General features: G+C 69.5%; 17 protein-coding genes. 13 read left to right on the top strand and 4 right to left on the bottom strand.

Annotation, left to right across the window (positions count from 1 at the left end):
- Positions 1 to 50: 50 nt before the first annotated feature.
- Positions 51 to 2156, top strand: a complete 2106-nt coding sequence (locus tag AB0M46_RS16140) for a prolyl oligopeptidase family serine peptidase (protein WP_363336543.1) — start codon at positions 51 to 53, stop codon at positions 2154 to 2156.
- Here the strand turns inward: AB0M46_RS16140 and AB0M46_RS16135 are convergent.
- Complete coding sequence (locus AB0M46_RS16135; RefSeq protein WP_363336541.1) at positions 2125 to 2994, bottom strand: hypothetical protein; 870 nt, start codon at positions 2992 to 2994, stop codon at positions 2125 to 2127. The genes AB0M46_RS16140 and AB0M46_RS16135 overlap by 32 nt on opposite strands.
- Positions 2995 to 3062: 68 nt before the next feature.
- Between AB0M46_RS16135 and AB0M46_RS16130 the strand changes: the two genes are divergently transcribed.
- From AB0M46_RS16130 to AB0M46_RS16080, 11 genes are all read left to right on the top strand, one after another.
- Entirely contained in the window at positions 3063 to 3521 is a 459-nt protein-coding gene (locus AB0M46_RS16130) for a hypothetical protein (RefSeq protein ID WP_363336539.1), read from the top strand.
- A complete protein-coding gene (locus AB0M46_RS16125; RefSeq protein ID WP_363336537.1) occupies positions 3518 to 4882 on the top strand; it encodes a hypothetical protein in 1365 nt (454 codons plus the stop codon). Before AB0M46_RS16130 ends, AB0M46_RS16125 begins: the two co-directional genes overlap by 4 nt.
- On the top strand, positions 4879 to 5979 hold the full coding sequence (mycP, locus tag AB0M46_RS16120; RefSeq protein ID WP_363336536.1) for a type VII secretion-associated serine protease mycosin: 1101 nt from the start codon (positions 4879 to 4881) through the stop codon (positions 5977 to 5979). Before AB0M46_RS16125 ends, mycP (AB0M46_RS16120) begins: the two co-directional genes overlap by 4 nt.
- Before the next feature lie 13 nt (positions 5980 to 5992).
- Positions 5993 to 7093 (top strand): type VII secretion-associated serine protease mycosin, encoded by a 1101-nt coding sequence (mycP, locus tag AB0M46_RS16115; protein ID WP_363336534.1) that lies wholly within the window; start codon positions 5993 to 5995, stop codon positions 7091 to 7093.
- On the top strand, positions 7090 to 8190 hold the full coding sequence (mycP, locus tag AB0M46_RS16110; RefSeq protein WP_363336532.1) for a type VII secretion-associated serine protease mycosin: 1101 nt from the start codon (positions 7090 to 7092) through the stop codon (positions 8188 to 8190). The genes mycP (AB0M46_RS16115) and mycP (AB0M46_RS16110) overlap by 4 nt, the downstream gene beginning before the upstream one ends.
- Positions 8191 to 8200: 10 nt before the next feature.
- Positions 8201 to 8485 (top strand): 4a-hydroxytetrahydrobiopterin dehydratase, encoded by a 285-nt coding sequence (locus tag AB0M46_RS16105; protein WP_363336530.1) that lies wholly within the window; start codon positions 8201 to 8203, stop codon positions 8483 to 8485.
- Between the two features lie 63 nt (positions 8486 to 8548).
- Positions 8549 to 9985 carry a TldD/PmbA family protein gene (locus AB0M46_RS16100; protein WP_363336528.1) on the top strand — a complete coding sequence of 479 codons (1437 nt, stop codon included), beginning with the start codon at positions 8549 to 8551 and terminating at the stop codon, positions 9983 to 9985.
- Positions 9982 to 11364: a metallopeptidase TldD-related protein gene (locus AB0M46_RS16095; protein ID WP_363336526.1), complete on the top strand. Its 1383-nt coding sequence runs from the start codon at positions 9982 to 9984 to the stop codon at positions 11362 to 11364. The genes AB0M46_RS16100 and AB0M46_RS16095 overlap by 4 nt, the downstream gene beginning before the upstream one ends.
- Positions 11365 to 11738: 374 nt before the next feature.
- Positions 11739 to 12560, top strand: a complete 822-nt coding sequence (locus AB0M46_RS16090; RefSeq protein ID WP_363336524.1) for a hypothetical protein — start codon at positions 11739 to 11741, stop codon at positions 12558 to 12560.
- Positions 12561 to 12569: 9 nt separating this feature from the next.
- Complete coding sequence (locus AB0M46_RS16085; RefSeq protein ID WP_363336522.1) at positions 12570 to 14435, top strand: fumarate reductase/succinate dehydrogenase flavoprotein subunit; 1866 nt, start codon at positions 12570 to 12572, stop codon at positions 14433 to 14435.
- Positions 14435 to 15427 carry a succinate dehydrogenase/fumarate reductase iron-sulfur subunit gene (locus AB0M46_RS16080; RefSeq protein ID WP_363336520.1) on the top strand — a complete coding sequence of 331 codons (993 nt, stop codon included), beginning with the start codon at positions 14435 to 14437 and terminating at the stop codon, positions 15425 to 15427. Before AB0M46_RS16085 ends, AB0M46_RS16080 begins: the two co-directional genes overlap by 1 nt.
- A gap of 33 nt (positions 15428 to 15460) precedes the next feature.
- On the opposite strand, the gene AB0M46_RS16075 is transcribed toward AB0M46_RS16080, so the two are convergent.
- Positions 15461 to 15955: a DUF1990 domain-containing protein gene (locus AB0M46_RS16075; RefSeq protein WP_363336518.1), complete on the bottom strand. Its 495-nt coding sequence runs from the start codon at positions 15953 to 15955 to the stop codon at positions 15461 to 15463.
- Complete coding sequence (locus tag AB0M46_RS16070; RefSeq protein WP_363336516.1) at positions 15952 to 16350, bottom strand: (deoxy)nucleoside triphosphate pyrophosphohydrolase; 399 nt, start codon at positions 16348 to 16350, stop codon at positions 15952 to 15954. Before AB0M46_RS16070 ends, AB0M46_RS16075 begins: the two co-directional genes overlap by 4 nt.
- 206 nt (positions 16351 to 16556) lie before the next feature.
- On the opposite strand from AB0M46_RS16070, the gene AB0M46_RS16065 reads away from it, so the two are divergent.
- Positions 16557 to 16874, top strand: a complete 318-nt coding sequence (locus AB0M46_RS16065; RefSeq protein WP_363336515.1) for a pterin dehydratase — start codon at positions 16557 to 16559, stop codon at positions 16872 to 16874.
- A gap of 235 nt (positions 16875 to 17109) precedes the next feature.
- Here AB0M46_RS16065 and ychF read toward each other — a convergent pair whose 3' ends face one another.
- Positions 17110 to 18183: a redox-regulated ATPase YchF gene (gene ychF / locus AB0M46_RS16060; protein WP_363336513.1), complete on the bottom strand. Its 1074-nt coding sequence runs from the start codon at positions 18181 to 18183 to the stop codon at positions 17110 to 17112.
- Positions 18184 to 18499: the final 316 nt, after the last annotated feature.

Raw genomic sequence — 18499 nt, 5'->3', positions numbered from 1 at the left:
TACAGGGCCAATCACATGACAATCCGCCGGGCGCGAGTCAACATTCCGGGGTGGACTATCCGGAGTTGGCCGCACGAACCCGTCGTTTCTCCTACGGCGCGCCCCGCGCAGTCACGGTGAGCCCGGACGGAGCGCGAGTGATCTTCCTGCGCTCGTCGGGTCCCGAGGACCCCAGCGATGCGCTGTGGGTCTACGACGTCGCCGCGCGGACCGAGCGCTGCCTGGCCGACCCGGCGAAGCTCCTGCGCGACCAGCCCGACCTGCCGGCCGCCGAGCGGGCCTTACGCGAGCGCCTGCGGCTCTCCGCCGGCGGCATCGGCTCGTTCGCGCTCGACGAGGCCGGCGTGCTGGCCGCCTTCCCGCTGGGTGGCCGGCTGTTCAAGGCCGACCTGCTCACCGGCGACGTGACCGAGCTCGAAACGGCCGGCCCGGTCATCGACCCCCGCCCCGACCCGACCGGCCGGCGCATCGCCTACGTCACCGGCGGCACCCTGCGCATCGTCGACGCCGACGGCACCGACAGCCTGCTGGCCGGCGAGGACGGCGTGACCTGGGGCCTCGCCGAGTTCATCGGCGCCGAGGAGTTCCACCGCTTCCGGGGGTACTGGTGGTCGCCCGACGGCCGCAGCATCCTCACGGCCCGGGTCGACGAGTCGCGCGTGCCCCGCTGGCACCTGCAGGATCCGTCGCGGCCCGACCAGGCGCCGACCACGATCGCCTATCCGCACGCCGGGGCGACCAACGCGAAGGTCACGCTGCATGTGCTCGACCTCGACGGCGGCTGGGTCGACGTGCACTGGGACCGGGAGACGTATCCGTACCTGGTCGCCGCCGCCTGGTCGGAGCAGAACGGCCCGCTGCTCGCGGTGCTGCGCCGCCTGCAGCAGCACGGCCTCGTGATCGCCGTCGACCCGCGCACCGGCGAGACGCAGGTCCACGCCGAGCTCGCCGATCCGCGCTGGGTCGAGCCGGTCCCGGGCACGCCGGCCCACCTCGCCGACGGCCGGGTGCTGGTCGGCGGCGAGCTCGGCCACGACGGCTACGACGCCCGCTGCCTGTTCGCCGACGGCAGCCTCATCACCCCGCCGAATCTGTACCTCAGGAGAGTGGCCGGGCGCCTCGACGGCGACCTGGTGGTCGAGGCCAGCGACGGGGAGCCCAGCGAGCAGCACGTCTTCGTCATCCCGGTCAGCCATTCCGGCCCGCGGGCGACGCGGCTGACCACCGAGCCGGGCTGGCACCAGGCCCAGGCGGCCGGCCGGACGGTCGTGATCGGCTCGCAGACGCTGGAGGCGGGCGGGGTGGCGTACACCGTCATCCACAACGGCGAACCGGTCGGCGTCATCCCGTCGCTCGCCGCCGCACCCCCTTACGCGCCGCGCCCGGCCCTCGAGCGGGTGACGGACCGGCGCGTGCCGACCGGCGTGCTCTACCCGCGCAGTCACGTCGCCGGCCGCAAGCTGCCCGTGCTGGTCGCGATCTACGGCGGCCCCGGCCACCAGGAGGTCGTGGCCGCGCGCGGCCGCTGGCAGGAGAAGCAGTGGTGGGCCGACCAGGGCTTCGCCGTCGTCTCCATCGACAACCGGGGCACCCCGGGCGTCGCCCCGAGCTTCGACAAGGCCATCCATCGCCGCTTCTCCGACGTGATCCTGGCCGACCAGGTCGACGCCCTGCAGGGCCTCGCCGGCAAGCACCCCGACCTCGACCTCACCCGGGTCGGCATCCGCGGCTGGTCCTTCGGCGGCTGGCTGTCGGCCCTGGCCGTGCTGCGCCGCCCCGACGTGTACCACTGCGCCGTCGTCGGCGCGCCCGTGGCCGACTGGAGTTTGTACGACACGGCGTACACCGAGCGGTATCTGGGGCTGCCCGTCGACGCGCCCGACGTCTACGCCCACAACTCCCTGATCGAGCTGGCCGCCGAGCCGCCGGTGCGCCCGGACGACGCCCGCCCGATGCTGCTCGTCCACGGCCTGGTCGACGACAACGTGGCCGCCGCGCACACCCTGCGCCTGTCGGCCGCCCTCCTGGCCGCCGGCCGTCCACACTCGATGATCCCGCTGACCGGCGCGACCCACATGGCCGCGGGCGGCCTGGCCGAGAAGCTGCTGCGCATCGAGCTCGACTTCATCCGCCGTTCGCTGCCGCTCTCCGGATGACGACGTCACCCCCGAGGCGTCCACCCTCGGGGCTGCGCGTCACCGCACCCGCGTGCAGCAGCGCGGTGACGACCTTCTGCGCGTCGACGGCGCGGTACACGGTCTCGGTGAGCGCGAAGCGCTTGAGCTCGGTGACCGTCATCGCCCCGCCGCGCAGCCGCTGCAGGATCTCCCGCCGCAGCGCACCGGGGTTGGGCTCGAGCGAGATGTCCATGAGGTGGCCCTCGGGGTCGCTGGGGTCGCGGTAGCGCACGCCGGCGTACTCGTCGAGGGCCCACAGCTCGGCCTTGAACGCCTCGAGGCTCTTGCCCGACCGCGTGCCGAACCCGACCAGCAGCTCGTCCTCCCCATCGACCAGCTCGACCCCGGCCGTCAGCTCCAGTCCGGCCCGCCGCAACCGCTCGCGCTGCGCCGGCCAGTCGCCGGCGGGGGCGGTGAGGAGTACGACCGCAGCGGTAAAGCTCATCTCGACGGTCTCGTCGATCACCGCCAGCACCGGCCCGCTCCCAGCCCCGGCCGCTTTGAGCACCGCCCCGACGTTGCCATTGCCCACGACGTGCACGCCCATTTCCGGCGGCATGCGCAATTCCCGCCGAAGCCCCTCCACCCGCGAGGCCAGCGCCTCGCTCCCGGGCGCCACGAACAACAACGTGAGCCGCCCCCGCAACCGATCCCCGAACTCGGCGAACGCCCGCACCACCGCCTCGGCCGCCCCGACATCGATCCCCCGCCCGGACGCGTAGAGAAATGTCGCTCCGTGCGGAGCGTGGAGACTGCCTGGCGCCCACGTGTCCACACACCGCACGAGCAGCTCCCGCACGACCCCACGCATCGACATACCGTTCTTTCTCCTCCTGCGACGCTCCGCTACCGTGAACATGTCATCACACGGACGGGGGAGGCACCGTGGCCGACAGCAAGGGCATCGAGATCAACGCCGCCGGCATGCAAGACTTCAGCACGAAGCTGCAGGACCAGGTGGACAAGTACATCGTTCCTGGCAGCGAGCTCATCAAGAACCAACTGCAGTTCTACCCGTCGTTCGGCATACATAGCGCCAGCCCGGTCGTGCAGTCGGCCGCCTACAGCTACTGGCAGCGCATGGAAGAGGCCATGCTCTTCCTGGACACCTTGTCCCACAACGCCGCAGTCCTGGCCAAAGTAGCCCAAGAGATCGTCACGACGTACCGCGACGCCGACAACCAATCAGTGGAGTTCCTGAGTGCGCTGGAGGGTGGCGCGTCGACCGAGGTGACGCGCACTGAGCAGGCCAATGAGGACGCACTGCAGAAGGCGCTCGCGGATGAACAGCGAGATCGTATGAACGAGAACCGGGAGCTACACAATCCGGGCGGTTCGCGGTGAGCGGCGTCTACGATCGGTACTCCGCAATCAGCCTCTGGAACATGGTTGCCGGCGAGAACCTCGATAACAACACTGCCCACGAAGGCGCCTGGGACCAGAAGCTTAAGCTGCTGACAAAGCAGATCGGAAACCTGCAGAGCCTCCGCGAGCAGGTCGCCGCCTGCTGGAATCCCGAGCAGAGCGCGGCAGCTCGAACGTTCCTCGGGCAAATCGACGGCCTTTTGGGCGCGATGACCCAGGCCAGCGACGCCGCCACCAAAGTCCACCGGCAGTACTCCGCCGTGTCGGAAGCCCTGCTCGATGCGAAACGACAACTCGAACCACTGCAAAAGGCATACTCTGATCCGAAGGCCGCGCTGAAGACTTACATCAAGAACAGCACCCCGCTGTCGGCGGCGCTCAGCGGCTTGCCAGACGACTGGGTGCCCACAATGGGGCTTCCCGACGCGCTCGGCAACGCTGTGATGGACTCTCACCAGCATCATCTCGACCAGCAGGCCCGCGCGATCATGGAGTCGACCGATCGCAAAGTGGACGCCACTCCCATGACCGAGACCAGAATCCCCGAAATTGGACGACTCGACGACGGCGTGGCTCCACCCCCGCCAACCCATCAGCACGACGGTGGCACAGGCATCTCGTCGAGCGGCGGCCGCTACTTGCCGCAACCCGTTTTCGACCCGCCCGCGCCCGATGCGCGCCCTCGTCCTGACGTCGGCACAGTCCCGATCGTTCTCGATCCCGGTCCATTCCTGACCGGAACGCCATCGCCACCGGCCAGCCCTCCGGTATTGGCTCCTCCTTCTGCACCACCGGTGGCCTCACCGACCGGTCCGCTCGTGACGCCGCCGATTTCGCACGTGCCCCCGGTATCCGGATGGATGGTGCAAGCGCCGTCCGGCGAACGCGTTCTACGCCCCGGTGGCCTCATCGAACGACCGACGCCGCCATCCTTCCGGAACCTGGCGAGTGGACCTGGCCCGGAGCCGATGGAACGAAGCGGCGTCGTAGGTGGCTCACCGTCTAGACCCGGAAGTCGGTTCGACGTGAACGGACAGCAACTGGGGCATCCCGCCGGGCCGAGCACCAGGATCGCCAACCGATCTGGCGTGATCGGTCAAGAGCCGAGACGGCCAGCTGCGCCGCGCACCACTTCCGAATCGCTACGTGGTGAGGAACGCACGCCCGCAGGTGGCTGGCACGACCGAAGCTACGAGGCCTACGCCCGGCGACGGCCGCCCGGCGATCGCGACAAGGACCAACAATGGCAGGTGGAAGAGGGCGTCACACCGTTGCTGGAATCTCCTGACATTTCGTCCAATCACGATGCCACCCCCGGCGTGATCGGAATCGACCGTTGATCCTGCGGCGTCTCGCGCTTACTGCCGCTGCGGCCACGCTCGCCATGGCAGTATTTCCAACTCCTGCACAAGCGGACACGGCCCGCGACCAACAATGGCACCTCGGTTTCCTCCACATGGCCGAAGCTCAGCAGGTCAGCCAGGGCGAGGGTGTCATGGTGGCCGTGCTCGACTCCGGCGTTGACGCCAGTGTTCCCGAACTCGCCGCGGCCGTTGTGCCAGGCAAGGATTTCGGTGGCGGCAAGGGCGACGGCCGCAGCGACACCAACGGACACGGAACGGCGATGGCGGCCCTCATTGCCGGGCGCGGCAAGGGAGGCGACAAAGGGGTGCTCGGGATCGCACCGAAGTCGACCATCCTGCCTGTACAGGTCGCTCAATACATCGATTTCGCCGGCTACCCCGAGGACGTCGCGGCAGGAATCGACTATGCGGTGAGCCGCGGGGCCAGTGTCATCTGCATTGCCGCCGGCACCAACGATGTCAGCGTGCTCAGGTCGTCGATCCAGAAGGCTTTCGACGCCGACGTCGTCGTGGTCGCGGCCGCCGGCAACAAACCGAAGGCCGGCTCGGTTGTTTTTCCAGCAAAAATGCCCGGCGTCGTTGCCGTGGGTGCGATCGATCAGCAGGGTCAGCGCGCCGCCGTCTCGGTCGCGGGGCCAGAGCTCTCACTTGTGGCGCCAGGCGTCGACATTGCAAGCACCGGCCTCAGCGGCAAGCTACGCACCGGCACGGGAACCAGTGATGCCGCCGCCATCGTCGCCGGTGTAGTGGCGCTCGTAAGAGCCAAGTACCCACAGATGCGGGCGGACGAGGTAGTGCATCGGCTCACCGCTACCGCGCAGGACAAGGACGAGCCTGGGCGGGATCCGGTCTACGGGTACGGCATCGTCGACCCGGTCAAGGCGCTCACCGCCGACGTCCCACCCGCCTCACCCAGCACCTCGCCCCAAGCCTCGGCCGCGCCGAGCTCGGCCGGAAAAGCTGGAGGCGGCAACGCGGCGGGGGTGATCGCGGCGATCAGTGCTGCCGCGGTGGTCGTCGTCTTCATCGCCGTACTGCAAATCATCATCCGCGGGCGGAGGCGTCGGACGTGAGGAGAACCGACCGTTGAGTCTTCGGCGCTCGGCTCTCGTAACCGTCGCGGCATTGTTGGCGGTGGCGGCGTTTCCGGCTTCTGCACTCGCGGACTCGATCCGTGACATGCAGTGGCACCTGCGCTTCCTCCACATTGCCGACGCTCACAAGATCAGCCAAGGCGAGGGCGTCATTGTGGCGGTGGAGGATTCCGGGGTCGATACCACGTCACCCGAGTTGGCCTCTGCTGTCAGACCGGGCAAGGACTTCGGTGGAAACACCGGCGATGGCCGGCACGACATCGTCGGACACGGCACAGCAATGGCCGGCCTGATCGCTGGGCGCGGCAAGGGCGGCAACAACGGCGTCCTCGGTATCGCTCCGAGGTCGACCATCCTGCCTGTCCAGGTGTCGAAGGCCCTGGACATGGGTGGAAATCCTCTCGATCTTGCCAAGGGCATCGACTACGCCGTCACCCAAGGCGCCAAGGTCATCAACATCTCGCTGGACACGAGCGAAGCCAAGGAAGTCAAGGATGCGATCCAGCGGGCCATCGATGCCAACGTCGTGGTGGTCGCGGCCGCCGGCAACAAACCGACGTACGGATCGGTCACATTCCCCGCGCGAATGCCTGGTGTGATCGCGGTCGGCGCAGTCGATCAGCAAGGGGAACGCGCAGCCGTTTCTGTCGCTGGCGCCGAAATGGTCCTCACCGCTCCCGGCGTAGACATGGTCACAACAGACCTCGAGGGAAAGGCTCAGTCTGGCCGCGGCACCAGCGACGCGGCCGCCGTCGTTTCTGGCGTCGTCGCCCTCGTCCGAGCCAAGTACCCCCAGCTGAGCGGACCCGAGGTCATCCACCGTCTGACCGCTACCGCGCAGGACAAGGGTGAGCCTGGACGCGATCCGGTCTACGGGTACGGCATCGTCGACCCGGTCAAGGCGCTCACCGCCGACGTCCCGCCGGCCGCGCCCAGCGCCTCGCCGCAAGCCTCGGCCGTGGCAAGCACGGATGGAAAGTCTTCGGGTACCAGCCCAGCGGCGGTGATCGCGGCGATCAGTGCTGCCGCGGTGGTCGTCGTTTTCATCACCGTACTGCAGATCATCGTCCGCGGGCGGCGGCGTCGGGCATGATCCGGATGCGCAGAGGTGGCTTCGTAACCATCGCGGTTCTACTTGCCGCAGTGCCTGCCCCCGCTGCACACGCCGACACCGTCCGAGATCAGCAATGGCACCTTGGGTTCCTCCACATCGCCGACGCCCATAAGGTCAGTCAGGGCGACGGTGTGCTCGTCGCGGTGGTCGACTCGGGTGTCGATCCCGCCGCGCCGGAGCTAGGCGCGGCCGTGCTGCCAGGCGGGGAGTTCTTCGGCCGGTCCGGCGACGGACGCGCCGATACCGACGGCCACGGCACGGCAATGGCCGGCATCATCGCCGGGCGTGGCACGAGCAACGGGAATGGTGTTCTCGGCATTGCCCCGAAGGCAGACATCCTGCCGGTGCGAGTGTCGCCCGCGCCCGCCTTCGGTGGCTCGGGCAAGGATTTGGCCGCGGGCCTCGAATGGGCGATCAGCCAACATGCCAAGGTCATCTGCATTTCCCTCGGCACCGATGAGGACCCGAAGGTCAAAGCAGCGATCGAGAAGGCACTGGCTGCTGACATCGTGGTGGTCGCAGCGGTCGGAAACCGGCCAAAGACGACCAAGGTTGCCTTTCCGGCGAAGCTTCCCGGCGTGCTGGCTGTCGGCGCCGTAAACCAGCAGGGAGTGGCATCCGAAGCGTCCGTCACCGGACCGGAGGTACTCCTGACCGCTCCGGGTGTCGACATCATGTCCACGGACATCGAGGGAAACCATCGCGCGACCAGCGGCACCAGCGACGCCAATGCCGTTGTCGCCGGCGTGACCGCACTCGTCCGGGCCAAGTATCCACAGCTGAGCGGCGCGGAAATTGTCCGCCGCCTGACCGCAACCGCGCAGGACAAGGGTGAGCCTGGGCGGGATCCGGTCTACGGGTACGGCATCGTCGACCCGGTCAAGGCGCTCACCGCCGACGTCCCGCCCGCCTCACCCAGCGCCTCGCCCCAAGCCTCGGCCGCGCCGGGCTCGGCCGGGAAAGCTGGAGGCGGCAACGCGGCGGGGGTGATCGCGGCGATCAGTGCTGCCGCGGTGGTCGTCGTCTTCATCGCCGTACTGCAAATCATCATCCGCGGGCGGAGGCGGCGGGGGTAGGTTCGGGGCCATGGTTGATGTGCTCGGCAACGATGCGGTTTCTGCGGCCCTCGCCGGGCTCGCGGGGTGGTCCGGCGACGCGGAAGGGATCGAGCGGTCGGTGACCGCGCCCTCGTTCCTCGACGGGATACGGCTGGTGGCCGAGGTCGCGCACGTGGCCGAGCAGGCCGATCATCACCCCGACATCGACATCCGGTGGAGGACGGTGACCTTCCGGCTGTCGACGCACTCCGCGGGTGGGGTGACGGAGAAGGACATCACGCTCGCGGGGCAGATCAACGAGCTGATCGGGTAGCGCTGGCATCGGCGTAGGGTCGAGTCTGCCCAAACTGTCATACCCCCTCGGTACTGTCCAACCATGACCCAATTCGACGTAGCGACCGCGGCGGTCGAGGCGGCCCTCGCGGCCGGGGCGCGATATGCGGACGCCCGCGTGATGCATCGGCGGAGCGAGTCGATGACGGCGCGCAACGGTGAGATCGAGGACCTGAGTCAGGACGAGGACGCCGGCGTCGGGGTGCGGGCGCTGGTGGGGTCCAGCTGGGGGTTCTTCGCGGTGCCGGACCTCGGCAGCGACGCGGCGCGGCGGGCGGGTGAGCGGGCGGCGGCGATTGCGCGGGCCTCGTCCACGGTGCCGGGGCCGGCGTTGGATTTGGTGGACGTCGAGGCGCGGGTGGACTCGTGGGCGAGCGCCTGCGAGGTGGACCCGCTCGGGGTGGCGCTGTCGGTGAAGGGTGACCTGCTGACCGGGGCGACCGCGGAGGCGCACAAGGCAGGAGCGGACATCGCCGAGGGGCTGTACCAGATCTGGGACACCCGGAAGTGGTTCGTGTCGTCGCAGGGGCATCGCATCGACCAGCACATCCGCGAGGCGGGGGCGGGCATCTCGGCGACGGTGATCGGGGACGGGGAGACGCAGCGGAGGTCCTACCCGTCGTATCGCGGGCAGTACGGCACGCGCGGCTGGGAGCTGGTCGACGAGCTCGACATCCCGGCGCATGCGGCGCGGATCGCGGAGGAGGCTCGGGCGCTGTTGTCGGCGCCGCAGTGCCCGGCGGGTGAGACGACCCTGATCCTGGGCAGCGAGCAGATGGCGCTGCAGATTCACGAGTCGGTGGGGCACGCGATCGAGCTGGACCGGATTCTGGGCTGGGAGGCGGCCTTCGCGGGCACGTCGTGGCTCGACCTCGCCAAGATCAACCAGCTGCGGTACGGGTCGGAGCTGATGAACATCACGATCGATCCGACGATCCCGGGGGCGTTGGGGTCGTTCGGGTACGACGACGAGGGGACGCCGGCGGCGCCCCGGTATGCGGTGCGCGACGGGATCTGGGTGGGGGCGCTGGCCGGGCGGGACTCGGCCGCGGTCGCCGGGCTGGACTATGCGGGCAGTGTGCGGGCCGACGGGTGGGCGCGGCTGCCGATGGTCCGGATGACGAACGTCGGGCTGCTGCCGGGGCCGCACACGCTGGAGGAAATGATCGCGGCGACCGACGACGGGGTGCTGATGGACCTCAACCGGTCCTGGTCGATCGACGACAAGCGGCTCAACTTCCAGTTCGGGTGCGAGATCGGCTGGGAGATCAAGAACGGCAAGCTGGGGCGGATGCTGCGCAACCCGACGTATACGGGGATCGGGCCGCGCTTCTGGGGCTCGATGGACATGCTGAGCTCGGAGGTCGTGTCCTGGGGCACGCCGAACTGCGGCAAGGGGCAGCCCGGCCAGATCGGGCACACCGGGCACCCGGCCGCGGCGGCCCGGTTCCAGAACGTCCGAGTGGGGGTGCGGGGATGACCAGCATTGCGGCGACCGAGACCGACCTGGCACAGCGGGTGCTCGACCTGGTCGGGGCCGGCATCGAGGCCGAGGTGACGGTGGAGCGGCACGCGCTGGCGCTGACCCGGTTCGCCAACTCGTACATCCACCAGAACGTCGCCGACGAGACGACCTCGGTGCGGCTGCGGCTGCACGCCGACGGGCGCACGGCCAGCACTTCGACGACGGTGATCGACGGGCTGGACGAGCTGGTCCGGCGCACGGTCGACGCCATGCGGCTCGCGCCGGCCGACCCGACGTGGCCGGGGCTCACGCCGCGGACGCCGCTGGACTTCTCCGGCAACCTCGACGAGGAGACCGCGGCGGCCTCGCCGGATGAGCGGGCGGCACGGGTGCGGGCCTTCGTGGACCAGGCCGGGGGGCTGGACACCGCCGGGTACTGCCGGACGTCCTCGACCAGGATCGCCTACGCGAACTCGGCCGGGCAGCACCTGACGGCGGCGCGCAGCAGCGCGGCGATGGACGGCATCGCGCGCACGGCGACGTCGGACGGGCTGGCCCGGCTGGCGGCGGTGCGGCTGGCCGACATCGACGGCACGGTGCTCGGCGCGCGGGCGGCGGCCAAGGCGCGGGCCGGCGCCGACCCGGTGGAGTTGCCGCCGGGCAAGTACGAGGTGGTGCTCGAGCCGGCGGCGGTGGCGGACGTGCTGCAGTTCCTGACGATGTACGGGTTCAACGCCAAGATGGTGCTCGACCGCCAGTCCTTCCTGCAGCTGGGCGAGGCGCAGTTCGACCCGTCGGTGACCCTGGTGGAGGACGCCTCGCTGCCGGACGCGACGGCGCTGCCGTTCGATGCCGAGGGCACGCCGCGGCAGCGGGTGGTCCTGGTGGACAAGGGCGTCTCCACGGCAGTGGTGCACGACCGGCGCACGGCCGCCCGGGCCGGGAGCGGGGCGCGGTCGACCGGGCACGCGATCCCGGGCGGGGCGAGCTTCGGTGCGCTCGCGTCGAGCCTGCGGCTGCTGCCGGCGGATGGGCCGGCGCCGGTGGAGGTGGACGGGCCGGCGGCGGACTCGTCGGTGGCGGCGCTGGTGGCCGGAGTCGAGCGGGGGCTGCTGGTGACGGACAACCACTACACGCGGGTGCTCGATCCGCGGACGCTGGTGGTCACGGGGCTGACGCGCAACGGGGTGTGGCTGATCGAGGACGGGGTCATCACGACGCCGGTGCGGAACTTCCGGTTCACGCAGTCGTATGCGCAGGCGCTGGGGCCGGGGGCGGTGCTGGGGCTGGGGACCCGGGCGGTGGAGCAGCCGGGGCCCTGGTCGGAGGCCGGGTTCATGGCGCCGGCGGTGCGGTTGGCGTCGTGGAACTACACCGGCGGCGCGTCGGGCTGATCTTCGGGGGTAAGGATCCAAAGCTGAGGGGCGGGGAACCCCGCCCCAAAAGCACCCCAAGCGCCCGTAAACAACCCGAAAGTGCCGTGAAGGACCGAGAGCGCCGCACGGGACCTGAAAGCGCCGCTAGGAGTCGACCGCGCCAGCGGAACTTAGGTAAGGCAAACCAAACTTGTTCGGTGCGTTCAAGATCAATTAGAAAAAGAGGGGATTGCCGGGAGGGGTGAGATTGCCGGGTGAAGCGTTTCAGTGACGAATCGTCACACCCAAGCCTCCCAACGCACGTCGCAGCAGGATCGGGCGTAACGTGTGCACCGACCAAAGATCGGTACACTCGGCGAACTCTTCACCAGCCCGTCCAGGGAGTACTCACCATGACGACCACGCCGACCAGGGCTCGGTCAGTTGCCGGCGCGGGGGGCCGCGCGGCGATCAGCGCCAAGACATTGCGGACGGACGGGTGGCGGACTTCACCGTTGTCCATCGCGGTGATTCTGCTGTTCTTCATCGTCTATTCGACGATTCGCATTTTCATGGCGAAGTGGTACTTCGTCCCCGAACACGGCTATCTGACACCGCTCTACTCCCCCTGTCTGAGCGACTCCTGTGTCTCTGGGTCGTCGCACTTCGGCACGCCGTTCGGGGAGTTCCCGCGGTGGCTTCCGCTCGGCCTGGCGGCGTTCCCGTTCGTCGCCGGCTTCCGGGTGACGTGCTACTACTACCGCAAGAGCGGGTACCGCTCGCTCTGGCTGTCGCCGCAGGCGTGCGCCGTGCAGGAGCCCCACAAGAAGTACAGCGGCGAGACGCGGTTCCCGCTCGTCTTCATGAACTCGCACCGGTACTTCTTCTACGTGGCGTCGATCATCCTGTTGATCAACATCTGGGACGCGCTCCACGCGTTCAAGGGGGCCGACGGGAACTTCGGCATCGGGCTGGGCTCGCTGATCATCGTGGTCAACGTGGTGGCGCTGGCGGGGTACACGGTGAGCTGCCACGCGTGCCGGCACGTCATGGGCGGCCGGCTCAAGCACTTCTCGAAGCACCCGGTCCGGTACCGGATGTGGACGCTGATCTCCAAGCTCAACACCCGGCACGGCACGTTCGCCATGACCTCCCTGTTCACGGTCATCCTGACCGACTTCTACATCATGGCCGTGTCGGCGCAATGGATCACCGACCTCCGAATCTGGAATTAGGACCCCCCGATGACGAACATCGAGCGACACACCTACGACGTCGTGGTGATCGGCGCGGGCGGCGCCGGGCTGCGGGCGGCCATCGAGGCGCGGCTCGCGGGCAAGAAGACCGCCATCATCTCCAAGTCGCTGTTCGGCAAGGCGCACACGGTCATGGCCGAGGGCGGCGCCGCCGCGGCGATGGGCAACGTCAATGCCAACGACAACTGGCAGGTGCACTTCCGCGACACGATGCGCGGCGGCAAGTTCCTGAACAACTTCAGGATGGCCGAGCTGCACGCCAAGGAGGCCCCGGACCGCATCTGGGAGCTGGAGACCTACGGCGCGCTGTTCGACCGCACCAAGGACGGCAAGATCAGCCAGCGCAACTTCGGCGGCCACGAGTACCCGCGGCTGGCGCACGTCGGTGACCGGACGGGCCTGGAGCTGATCCGCACGCTGCAGCAGAAGATCGTCTCGCTGCAGCAGGAGGACTACGCCGCGCACGGCGACTACGAGGCGCGGATCCGGGTGTTCCAGGAGTGCACGATCACCGAGCTGTTCATCGAGGACGGCGCGGTGGCCGGCGCGTTCGGCTACTACCGCGAGTCGGGCGAGTTCGTGCTCTTCGAGACCTCGGCGATCGTGCTGGCCACGGGCGGCGTGGGCAAGAGCTACAAGGTGACGTCGAACTCGTGGGAGTACACGGGCGATGGTCATGCTCTTGCGCTGCGCAGCGGCGCGACCCTGATCAACATGGAGTTTCTCCAGTTCCACCCGACCGGCATGGTCTGGCCGCCGTCGGTCAAGGGCATCCTGGTGACCGAGTCGGTGCGTGGCGACGGCGGCGTCCTGCGCAACACCGACGGCAAGCGGTTCATGTTCGACTACGTGCCGGACGTCTTCCGCAAGCAGTACGCGGAGACCGAGGAGGAGGCCGACCGCTGGTACTCCGACCCGGACAACAACCGCCGCCCGCCGGAGCTGCTGCCCCGCGACGAGGTGGCCCGGGCGATCAACAGCGAGGTCAAGGCCGGCCGCGGCACCCAGGCCGGCGGCGTGCTGCTCGACATCGCCTCCCGGCTCAAGCCCGAGCAGATCACCAAGCGGCTGCCCTCGATGTACCACCAGTTCAAGGAGCTGGCCGACGTCGACATCACCAAGCAGCCGATGGAGGTCGGGCCGACCTGCCACTACGTGATGGGCGGGATCGAGGTCGACGCCGACAGCGCGGCGGCCGCGGTGTCCGGGCTGTTCGCGGCGGGCGAGGTCTCCGGCGGCATGCACGGCTCCAACCGGCTCGGCGGCAACTCGCTGTCCGACCTGCTGGTGTTCGGCAAGCGGGCGGGCGAGCACGCGGCGGCGCACGCGACCGAGACGCGGCGGCGCAAGCCCTCGGCGGCGGCGGTCGAGGCGGCCGTGGAGACGGCGCTGGCCCCGCTGCAGCGCGGCGATGGCGGCGAGAACCCGTACGCCCTGCACCACGAGCTGCAGGACATCATGGGCACCCTGGTCGGCATCATCCGCCGCGAGGGCGAGCTGCGCGACTCGCTGGTCCGGCTGGCCGAGCTCAAGGAGCGGGTCAGGAAGGTCGGCGCGACGGGCGGACGGCGGTACAACCCGGGCTGGCACCTGGCCCTCGACCTGCGCAACATGCTGGTCGTGTCGGAGTGCACGGCCAAGGCGGCGCTGGAGCGCACCGAGTCTCGCGGCGGGCACACCCGCGAGGACTTCCCGAAGATGGACCCGAACTGGCGCCAGGTCAACCTGGTCTGCTCGCTGGACGGCGATGACGTCCGGCTGGAGCGCAAGCCGCTGCCGGTCATGCGCCCCGAGCTCCAGGGCCTGTTCGAGCGCAGTGAGCTGGCCAAGTACATGACCGACGAGGAGCTGTGATGGGTACCATGCGCCACTTCCGCGTCTGGCGCGGCGACGACACGGGCGGCTCGCTGGAGGACTTCCAGGTGGAGGTCAACGAGGGCGAGGTCGTGCTCGACGTCATCCACCGGCTCCAGGCCACCCAGACCCCCGACCTCGCGGTCCGCTGGAACTGCAAAGCCGGCAAGTGCGGCTCGTGCTCGATGGAGATCAACGGCAAGCCGCGGCTGGGCTGCATGACCCGGATGTCCACGTTCGGCGACAGCGAGACGGTCACCGTCACCCCGCTGCGCACCTTCCCGGTGATCCGCGACCTGGTCACGAACGTGAACTTCAACTACCAGAAGGCCCGGGAGCTGCCCGCCTTCGCGCCGCCGAAGGGCGTGGAGCCCGGCGAGTACCGCATGCAGCAGGTCGACGTCGAGCGCTCGCAGGAGTTCCGCAAGTGCATCGAGTGCTACCTGTGCCAGAACGTGTGCCACGTGGTCCGCGACCACGAGGAGAACAAGAAGGCCTTCTCCGGCCCCCGGTTCTTCATCCGCGCCGCCGAGCTGGACATGCACCCGCTCGACGCGCGTGGCGACCGCAAGGAGCTGGCCCAGGCGGAGCAGGGCCTCGGCTACTGCAACATCACCAAGTGCTGCACCGAAGTGTGCCCGGAACACATCAAGATCACTGATAATGCGATCATCCCCATGAAGGAACGCGTTGTCGATCGGAGGTACGACCCGGTGACCTGGCTTGGCCGCAAGATCTTCCGTCGTGACCAACTGGACGAGTCGGCCGTGACCCACGCCTCGAGCGCGACGGGCGCGTCGGCGGACACCGGCTCGCACTGGCACCAGCAGGGCCCGGTCCCGCAGGAGCCGGCCCTCGGCGCCGACGGCAAGCTGGCCGTCGCGGAGCTCTACCTGGACCGCCCCGCCGCGGCCTCGCCCTTCGGCGACGACCAGGAGTTCCCGCTCCCGCCGGAGAAGCTGCGCTACAACCACCCCAAGAACGGGCACTGAGCAAGACGCTCCCGGCCGATGCGGGGCCAGTTCTTAGAGGCCCCGCATCGCCGCGGCGTACCCGTCGGTGACCCTCGACTGCACCAGCCGGGTCACCGGCCCGCCGAGCTTCGCCCACCACGTCGCCGGGCGGCTGAACGCCCGCACCTCGAACCACACGTCTCCGCCGGCGTCCATGCCGAGCAGGAACGCCTCCTCGCCGTCCGCGACGTGCCCGGGCAGCGTGCCGAACCCGTAGCCGTACCGGTCGGGCTCGTCCACCACCCACACGATCCTGCAGGGCACCCACAGGCGCAGCGGCCCGGCCCCGATGCCGGTGGCGAACTCGACCCCCAGCCCCGCCCGCTCCGCGCCGGTCCGCACGCGCAGCCCCGCGCCCCGCTGCGGCCGCCAGTGGGCCAGCGCCTCGGCCGCGGTCCGGAACACCTCGGGCCCGGAGCCCAGCCGGATGCGCCGGGTCACGTGCCGGTAGCCGGGCGGCAGCGGGCCCTCGCGGGTCGCGCCGACCTCGGAGTACGTCAGGTTCACGGGCTAGACGGTAACAACGGCTCCAGCGCGTACACGATGGGCGCGTCGGCCGGCAGCCACGGCACGCTGTGGAGCTCACCGGCGCCCAGCCAGCGCAGGTCGCTGTGCTCCAGGGCGATCGGCTGCCCGCCGTTGGCCAGCGTGGCGACGTACACCCGAAGCAGCGCGGTGCCGCCGAGCATCTCGATATCGTCGCCGACCCTCGGCCCCACGACGACGTCGACCCCGAGCTCCTCCTGGCACTCCCGCACCAGGGCCTGCTCCTCGGTCTCCCCCGGGTCGACCTTGCCCCCCGGAAATTCCCACCTACCGGCCATTTCGGGCGGCGCGGCCCGCTCGCACGCCAGAACGCGCCCCTCGGAGATGATCGCTGCTCCGACGATGATCCGTGGCATCAACCGTTCGGTCTGCACGGCCAACCAGAGTGCCAGATCCAAATGAAGTTCCGGTGGCGGGCTATGCCCTGTTGTTCACCACACGAGGGAAATGTGGCCGTGGACAGATCCACCGGTTGCTAGTCAGACTTGCAGACACCGTTGATGACGGGCAGGCTTCGAAACGGCCACAAGCCGGCAACGATGCCGTGGGAGGGTAGGTCGACATGCGGGCCCGGTGGAGCGACGATCACCGTGACTATCTCAGCGATGCACTGGCCTTACTGCAGGGCTGGACGCACGACGCCGGGGAGATCCGGCGCACTCTGGCACTCGACGATTCCCAGCATGCGGCACTCACCGAGCGAATGAAAGTGGTCGCGGATGCCGTCGGCGTCCGCCCGGACGTTCGCCGCCTGGACGGCCGCACCCAGATCCGCCTCCGCGTGCCCGGCACGGCCGACTCGGAGCTCTCCCCGGGCGAGGTCACCCTGGCCGCCCGCATCGAGGATCTGTACAAGACGATCATTGCTGGCGCTGCTTAAGAGCCAAATCCTGGCTCCGGTCCGCGTCACCAGGGCACCGTTGCTCCCGTCAGACATCGGTCGGCCCTGGCGGGCCTCCCTGCCAGCTCCGCGGTGCCAAGATCGTCGGACAAGCCGGGCGCTGGCGCGCCGCGACTTATCCGATTTATACCCTGGCGCCGCCTAAATCCGGCATGTCGTGGTGCAGAGCGCCCGACATGCCGAAATGCCTCGAACCTGCCGAAACGCCCGCGATTTACACGTTGAAGCGGAACTCCACGACGTCGCCGTCCTGCATGACGTACTCCTTGCCCTCGATGCGGACCCTGCCGGCCGCCTTGGCGGCGTTCATCGCGCCCGCGGTCATCAGGTCCTCGAAGGAGACCACCTCGGCCTTGATGAAGCCGCGCTGGAAGTCCGAGTGGATCACGCCGGCGGCCTCGGGGGCGGTGGCGCCGATCGGGATCGTCCAGGCCCGCGCCTCCTTGGGGCCGGCCGTGAGGTACGTCTGCAGCCCGAGCGTGCGGAAGCCGACCCTGATCAGCTGGTGCAGCCCCGGCTCCGGCTGGCCGATGGAGGCCAGCAGCTCCAGGGCCTCATCCTCGTCGAGGTCGGTGAGCTCGGACTCGATCTTGGCGTCCAGGAAGATGGCCTCGGCCGGGGCGACGATGGCGCGCAGCTCGTCGAGGAAGGCGGCGTCGGACAGGCCGGCCTCGTCGACGTTGAAGACGTAGAGGAACGGCTTCGCGGTGAGCAGGTGCAGCTCGCCGAGCTCGGAGACGTCGAAGCCGGCCGCGTACAGCGTGTTGCCCTCGTTGAGCAGTTCCCCGGCGGCCTTCGCGGCGGCGGCGATCCCGGCCCGCTCCTTGCGGACCTTGGCCTCCTTCTCCAGCCGCGGCAGCGCCTTCTCGATGGTCTGCAGGTCGGCCAGGATCAGCTCGGTGTTGATCGTCTCGATGTCGTCGCGCGGCGAGACCTTGCCGTCGACGTGCACCACGTTCGGGTCGGAGAAGGCCCGCACCACCTGGCAGATCGCCGAGGCGTCCCGGATGTTCGCGAGGAACGCGTTGCCCCGCCCCTGGCCCTTCGACGCCCCGCGCACCAGCCCCGCGATGTCGACGAACGACACCGGCGCCGGGATGATCTTCTGCGAGTCGTACAGCGCCGCCAGCCGTCCGAGCCGCTCGTCGGGAAGCCCGACCACGCCGACGTTGGGCTCGATGGTCGCGAACGGGTAGTTCGCCGCGAGCGCGTCCCCCTTGGTGAGGGCGTTGAACAGGGTGCTCTTGCCCACGTTGGGCAGGCCGACGATGCCGATGCTGAGTGCCACGACTGTTCAGCTTAGGCGATTCGCTCGGCGCACCTTGACGCCCAGCGCCGCGACCGGCCCGGGGCGCCCCGACGCCCGCCGCGCGACCGGCCCGGCAAGCGCATTCCACCCGGGCCGGCGCGACGCTGAACTCCCCCACCGGCCCGGCTCACCGCTCACCGCGGGCCGGCCCGGCAAACGCATCCCGCTCGGGTCGGCGCGACGCCCGGCTCCCCCGCCGGCCCGACCAAACGCATCCCGCTCAGGCCGGCGCGACGCCCGGCTCCCCCGCCGGCCCGGCAAACGCATCCCGCTCAGGCCGGCCCGGCCGAGGCGG

It is taken from the genome of Dactylosporangium sp. NPDC051485, assembly GCF_040682015.1.
In the GTDB taxonomy this organism is placed as follows: Bacteria; Actinomycetota; Actinomycetes; order Mycobacteriales; family Micromonosporaceae; genus Dactylosporangium.
The sequence above is the reverse complement of the archived record's forward strand: the minus strand, read 5'-3'. Positions and strand labels throughout refer to the sequence as shown.